The following is a 3,748-nucleotide window of genomic DNA, read 5'->3' as shown; positions in this document are numbered from 1 at the left end:
GAGGAGTTCATCGCCGGCGAGCCGTGCGCCCTGGTGCTCGGCGACAACATCTTCTACGGCAACGGCCTGTCGCGCCACCTGACGCGCGCCGCCCGGAACGCCGAGTCGGGCCGAGCCACGGTCTTCGGCTACCACGTGGACGACCCCGAGCGCTTCGGCGTCGTGGAGTTCGACCGCGGGGGGAGGGCCGTGTCCATCGAGGAGAAGCCCGCCCGCCCCAAGAGCTCCTACGCCGTCACCGGCCTGTACTTCTACCCGGGCGACGTCGCCGTCAAGGCCCACAAGGTTCAGCCTTCCGCCCGCGGGGAGCTGGAGATCACCACGCTCAACCAGATGTACCTGGAGGAGGGGACGCTGTCCGTGGTCACCCTCGGCCGCGGCTACGCGTGGCTGGACACCGGCACCATGGAGAGCCTCCACGAGGCCGCGGAGTTCGTCCGCGCCGTCGAGCACTCCCAGGACCTCCCCGTGTCCGTCCCCGAGGAGATCGCCTGGGAGAACGACTGGATCACCACTGCCGAGCTGGAGGAGGCCGCCAAGGCCTACGGCAAGTCGGTCTACGGCCAGCACCTGAAGAAGGTCGCCGCCGGCGAGATCGTCAACAGCCCGCGCGAGTACTAGCGCAAGCTTGTTTTCTTTCAGGGGTCACCGTTTATCTGGTGGCCCCTTTCGTTATGATTACGTTGACCATAAAGACAATATGATTGGGAGTGGATGTGTTAAGCGTCTACTTTGGCGATATGCCAGAAGCGATTTACAACACAGCGACATATTTCAAAAACTCTTACCGGTCTTCTTGGATTACGGATCCCTATGCAGTCTCGATAATTAAAGATGTCGATCGATCGGTTGTTGTCTCCGAAAACGTCATCGAAAGCCCTGTGCTTGGATCCATCTCCCCACTCCAGCTTTCTGGTGGCGTGAAAACGCTGCTGCTTATGAGATTTGATCGTAAGCATATTTTTAACGCTTCTACCTGTGGTGACAACTGTGCCAAGTGGATTCTCGACATGGCGAAAGACCGCAAGCTCGTTGTGAATCTCTATCATGTGATGGACTTTGGTCGCGAGGATTTTAAAATCAAAGTCGTGAACAGCGGCCGAATCGTTCATAACATGGCCGAATTGATTCACGAGTCGATTCCGTATCTGTAGGTGCTGCTTATGAACGGTTCGCATCTCGTTAAGATTTCCCGCCGTAGGGGAACCAAGTACACATTTACCATCAAGCGGAACATCACTATTGTGCGTGGCGATAGCGGCACGGGTAAGACGACGCTGTTTGACATGGTCGCAGACTACATGCGAACGGGCGATCAGTCGGGCGTTTCCTTGCAATGCGATTGTCCCTGTGTCGCCTTGACCGATTATGATTGGCGAAACCAGCTTTCGTCCGTTCATGACTCGATTGTATTTGTCGATGAGGGCTTAAAAGAGATCCATTCTGATGAGTTTGCCCATCATGTGCTGTATTCCTCGAATTATTTCGTGCTGATCTCAAGGGCTGATTTCCCCAATCTTCCGTATAGCGTGGATGAGATTTACAAGATTAAGACGAGCGGAAAATACCATTCTTTCGTCCCTGTTTATCAAGATCGCGGGAATCATCGTTATGCTATTTCCCGGTCGGCGCCAAAACAGGACTTTTCTATCCTTCTATGCGAGGACAGTAAGTCTGGTTTCCAGTTCTTTAAACGGCATTTTGCTGACAGTGAGCTTACCTGTACTTCGGCCATGACGAACAGCGCGATTTTGGGCTGGTTGGATCAGCATCTCGACGATCGCGTGTTTGTTGTCGCGGACGGGGCGGCATTTGGGTGCTATGCGGACCGCGTCCTTAAGCTGCAAGACATTCACCGCGATACTGTTACGGTTTGTCTTCCCGAGTCGTTCGAATGGCTTCTGCTGAGCTCCGGCGTAATTTCAGGGCTAGATGCCAAAGCAGTTCTGCAAGAGCCGGAAGCGTTTGCAGACAGTGAGAAGTTTAAAAGCTGGGAGGACTTCTTCTATAAGTACTTACGCGATAAAACTGGGAATTCGGTCTTCCGGTACGACAAAGACTGCATTCCGGAGGCGTTTTGTAGGGGAAGTAATTCTGCGAAGGTTATGGCTCTTATCGCGTGCCGAAATGTCCGATAGTTTTGTTGAATAGTGTCGCGGCATCACTTCCTGCGGCATACTAAAGAAGCTGTACATGCTTCAGATTGGATTTTCATGTCTGAGATTTTCGAACCCAAGAACATCATCGTCACGGGCGGCTGCGGCTTCATCGGCAGCAACTTCGTGCACTACGTGGTCGACAACCATCCCGGGGTGCACGTCACCGTCCTGGACAAGCTGACCTACGCCGGCAACCCCGAGAACATCGCCGGGCTGCCCTCCGACCGCGTGGAGCTCGTCGTGGGCGACATCTGCGACGCGGAGCTGCTGGACCGCATCGTCCCGGGCCACGACGCCATCGTGCACTACGCCGCGGAGTCCCACAACGACAACTCCATCGCGGACCCCGAGCCCTTCCTGCGCACCAACGTGGAGGGAACCTTCCGCCTGCTGGAGGCCGTCCGCAAGTACGGCGTCCGCTACCACCACGTCTCCACCGACGAGGTCTACGGCGACCTGGCGCTCGACGACCCGGCGAAGTTCACCGAGGAGACGCCGTACCACCCGTCCTCGCCGTACTCGAGCACCAAGGCTAGCTCCGACATGCTCGTGCGCGCCTGGACCCGCACCTACGGCCTCCGCACCACGATCTCCAACTGCTCCAACAACTACGGCCCCTACCAGCACGTGGAGAAGTTCATCCCCAGGCAGATCACGAACATCATCGACGGCGTCCGCCCCAAGCTCTACGGCCGCGGCGAGAACGTCCGCGACTGGATCCACACCGAGGACCACTCCTCTGCCGTCTGGGACATCCTCACCAAGGGCCGGATGGGGGAGACCTACCTCATCGGCGCAAATGGCGAGAAGAACAACATCACCGTCCTGCGCATGATCCTCGAGGCGATGGGAAAGGACCCCGAGGACTTCGACTGGGTCGCCGATCGCCCCGGCCACGACCGCCGCTACGCCATCGACTCCACCAAGCTCCAGCGCGAGCTGGGCTGGAGGCCGGCCCACACCGACTTCGCCGAGGGGCTCAAGCGGACCATCGACTGGTACGTCGCCAACGAGTCCTGGTGGCGCCCCGCCAAGGAGGCCACCGAGGCCCGCTACCGCGCACAGGGCCAGTAAGACTGCATTCCGGCGAACCGCACCGCGGGCGCCCCCGGTTATACAACCTCTTCGATAGGAGCTTTTCCCACATGGCAGACATCGCATTCGAGAAGGACCTCTCCGTCGCCGAGACCGGCATCGAGGGCCTCAAGGTCGTCGACCTCGCCGTCCACGGCGACTCGCGCGGCTGGTTCAAGGAGAACTGGCAGCGCGCCAAGATGACCGCCCTGGGCATCCCGGACCTCAGGGTCGTCCAGAACAACATCTCCTACAACGACAGCCGCGGCGTCACCCGCGGCATCCACGCCGAGCCCTGGGACAAGTTCATCTCCGTGGCGCGCGGCAGCGTCTTCGGCGCCTGGGTGGACCTGCGCGAGGGCAGCGCCACCTACGGGAAGGTGTTCACCTGCACCCTGGACCCGAGCAAGGCCATCTACGTCCCGCGCGGCGTGGGCAACTCCTTCCAGGCCCTGGAGGACGGCACCGCCTACACCTACCTGGTGGACGCCCACTGGTCCATTGAATTGAAGAAG

The 3,748-nt window shown here is 58.8% G+C and carries 5 protein-coding genes; all 5 read left to right on the top strand.

Annotated features, from left to right (window positions below):
• The coding region (locus tag HMPREF9463_RS08800) for a sugar nucleotidyltransferase (RefSeq protein WP_035138615.1) at window positions 1-621 on the top strand (621 nt) is incomplete at its 5' end.
• A 95-nt stretch (window positions 622-716) separates the two neighbouring features.
• Window positions 717-1,154 (top strand): DUF4869 domain-containing protein, encoded by a 438-nt coding sequence (locus HMPREF9463_RS08795; RefSeq protein ID WP_035138697.1) that lies wholly within the window; start codon window positions 717-719, stop codon window positions 1,152-1,154.
• A gap of 9 nt (window positions 1,155-1,163) precedes the next feature.
• Window positions 1,164-2,138, top strand: a complete 975-nt coding sequence (locus HMPREF9463_RS08790) for a hypothetical protein (protein ID WP_035138613.1) — start codon at window positions 1,164-1,166, stop codon at window positions 2,136-2,138.
• Between the two features lie 75 nt (window positions 2,139-2,213).
• The gene (rfbB, locus tag HMPREF9463_RS08785) at window positions 2,214-3,233 is read left to right on the top strand and encodes a dTDP-glucose 4,6-dehydratase (protein ID WP_035138611.1); all 1,020 of its coding nucleotides are present in this window, start codon (window positions 2,214-2,216) and stop codon (window positions 3,231-3,233) included.
• Window positions 3,234-3,304: 71 nt separating this feature from the next.
• A partial coding sequence (locus HMPREF9463_RS08780) for a dTDP-4-dehydrorhamnose 3,5-epimerase family protein (protein ID WP_035138610.1) occupies window positions 3,305-3,748 on the top strand: 444 nt, incomplete at its 3' end.

Origin of the sequence: Collinsella sp. 4_8_47FAA, from assembly GCF_000763055.1 — a bacterium.
Taxonomy (GTDB): Bacteria; Actinomycetota; Coriobacteriia; order Coriobacteriales; family Coriobacteriaceae; genus Collinsella.
The sequence above is the reverse complement of the archived record's forward strand: the minus strand, read 5'-3'. Positions and strand labels throughout refer to the sequence as shown.

Bases quoted from the DNA above. Each gene is read 5' to 3' on its own strand.
- HMPREF9463_RS08790 (WP_035138613.1), top strand. From the start codon at position 1,164: ATGAACGGTTCGCATCTCGTTAAGATTTCCCGCCGTAGGGGAACCAAG.
- rfbB (WP_035138611.1), top strand. From the start codon at position 2,214: ATGTCTGAGATTTTCGAACCCAAGAACATCATCGTCACGGGCGGCTGC.